Annotated in this window: 1 protein-coding gene; it reads right to left on the minus strand. The window is 59.9% G+C overall.

The genetic code is table 11. The features are described from left to right. Positions 1–414: 414 nt before the first annotated feature. The coding region (locus EQG76_RS30900; protein ID WP_159719055.1) for a PAS domain S-box protein at positions 415–2,351 on the minus strand (1,937 nt) is incomplete at its 5' end.

Here is a 2,351-nt window from a genome sequence, read left to right on the forward strand (position 1 = left end):
CCGGCTTCCACCTGCTCGCCGCCAGCCTGATCTGCCTCAAGTTCGCCCAACGATGGTTCTGTTAGGCACTCTTACTCGCTGACAGGAGCCGCACGTTGGCGGGTTCACGCCCGACGCGTCTGCACGCTTCGGTGATCCAGGCCCGCACCCCCGCCAGGTTCGCGGCGATGGCGGCAGCCGGTCCAGTGCCCAATTCGTATCCCTTTCCATGCTGCTCACGGACGATCATGACCTTCACCTCGCCCAGCAGCGGGTCGCGCCAAGTCGCCTCCGGAACTTGACTCCGGTGATGAGGACTCATCCTGCAGCATCACTCTGACGCGCAAAGTGCCGAGCCGCCGATGCAGGATGTGATGAGTGCGGGTGAGGTTATCGACCGTTAGAGCAGATAGTCCTACCGGCCCAGCCTGAATGTTAGTTTCGGCTCCGAGGAAATGGTACCACGGTTGGGTCCTGTTCCGGCCTCAACAGCTCACCAAGCACCTTCAACAGCTTGTCCACCGAGAAAGGCTTCGTGAGCACTGGCGCTTGCTCAAAGCCTCGAGGCAGACTCTCACGTCCGTAACCCGTAGAAAAGATGAACGGGATTTTCTTTCGAAGGAGGAGTGCCGCCAACCTGTCAACCGGCTGCCCATGCAAGTTGCCATCCAGGAGAGTGGCGTCGCACGTGGCAGTCTCGATCAGCTCTTCGGCCTCTTCGACGTTGGTGGCGATTCCGACGACACGCATGCCAGCGGTCTCAAGCCCGTCTTGAAGATCGAGCGCGATCAGCGGCTCATCCTCGATGATCAGAATCGATGCGCCCACGATGCCAGCCGGACGAGTATCGGATGCCATCTCCTCATTCCGGTTCCTGAGAGAAGCGGCTGAGGACGCGGCCGGTCGCCCCGATAGGGGCAGCTCAATCTCACAGCGAACGCCATCGCTATGGAACTCAAGTGAACTGTGTTCACCGCCGCCGCTGAAGGAATGCTCAATCATGGTCGTGCCAAAGCCTTTACGCGCCGGAACTCGGATATTTCTCAGACCGCTTTCAGTCCAGGACAGTCTGAGGCGCTGCTGGTCGCCAACCTGAACACTCCACTGGATCGATAGTGATCCTCCGGACTGCGACAGCGCCCCATATTTCCGAGCATTGGTCGCCAGCTCATGCAGCACGAGCGCAAGCTGGACCGCCATACGTGGATCGAGCTCGACATCTGGGCCATGGATAGAAATCCGATCGTCCGCCAGAGCATCGAGCAGCACCTGTTCTCTTACGATGTCCTCGAGTACGGCGCCCTTCATCTTACCAAGCACGAGAAGATCGTGCGCTTGAGCCAACGCCCGCAGGCGCCCCTCGAAATCCGCTACTGCTTCCCTTGGACGGACATCACGCAACGAACGATTGGCGATTGATTGGATGATCGCCAAAGTGTTCTTCACCCGGTGATTTAGTTCATCGAACAGGCGCCGCTGCAGCTCTTCGCTCGCTTTTCTTTCCGTGATATCTCGTGCCACCTTGGAGATACCAATGATGCGCCCGGACCGGTCACGGACCGGGGAAATCGTCAGCGAAACGTTGATCCTGCGACCGTCCTTGGTCAATCGGATGGTCTCATAGGACCTGATCTGTTCGCCGCTGCGTAGCCGTGCGCGGATTTCTGCTGCTTCCGAATGAAGTTCGGGCGGAATGATCTTGGTGATCGGCTGGCCGACCATCTGCTCTACGGCGTAACCAAATATCTGCCTGGCGCCTTCGTTCCAGGAGCGCACTCTGCCGTCCAGAGTCTTGCTGACGATCGCATCGTTGGACGATTCAACGACCGCGGCCAAATGTGCCGCCTCGGCCTCGATGCGGCGCAGATCGGTGATGTCAACGAGCATGTTGATGGCGCCGCTGAGCTTACCCGAGCCGTCAAAGAGCGGTGTGGGGTAGGGCACGAAGCGGACTCGGCTGCCGTCGGGCCGTTCGGCGATCGCCTCTTGGCCACGAACAGGCCTTTGTTCCTTGAGCGCGATGGCCATCGGGCATTCGTCGTGGGTCATTGGCTGGCCGTCCGGATGGAAGAGACGCCAAGTGATGCACCACTGGTCCTGTCCGATCCGGGGTCTGCGCCCGGCAAGGGTCGCGGCGGCATCATTGTAATAAGTGATCTTGCCGTCGGCATCGGTTGTATAGATGGCAGCCGGTAGGTCGTCTACCAGCGCGCGGAATTTGAGTTCGCCCTCGCGAGCGCGTTCCTCCGCCTCAACGGCCTCGGTGACGTCGTAGGTGAAGCAGCGGGTACAGATCAGCTCGCCGTCTTTGAAGCGGGCATTGGACGTGATCCGGACATGGCGGATCGAGCCGTCTTTCGCCTTCAGCCTTG

Origin of the sequence: Geminicoccus flavidas (assembly GCF_009806515.1) — a bacterium.
Taxonomy (GTDB): domain Bacteria; phylum Pseudomonadota; class Alphaproteobacteria; order Geminicoccales; family Geminicoccaceae; genus Geminicoccus; species Geminicoccus flavidus.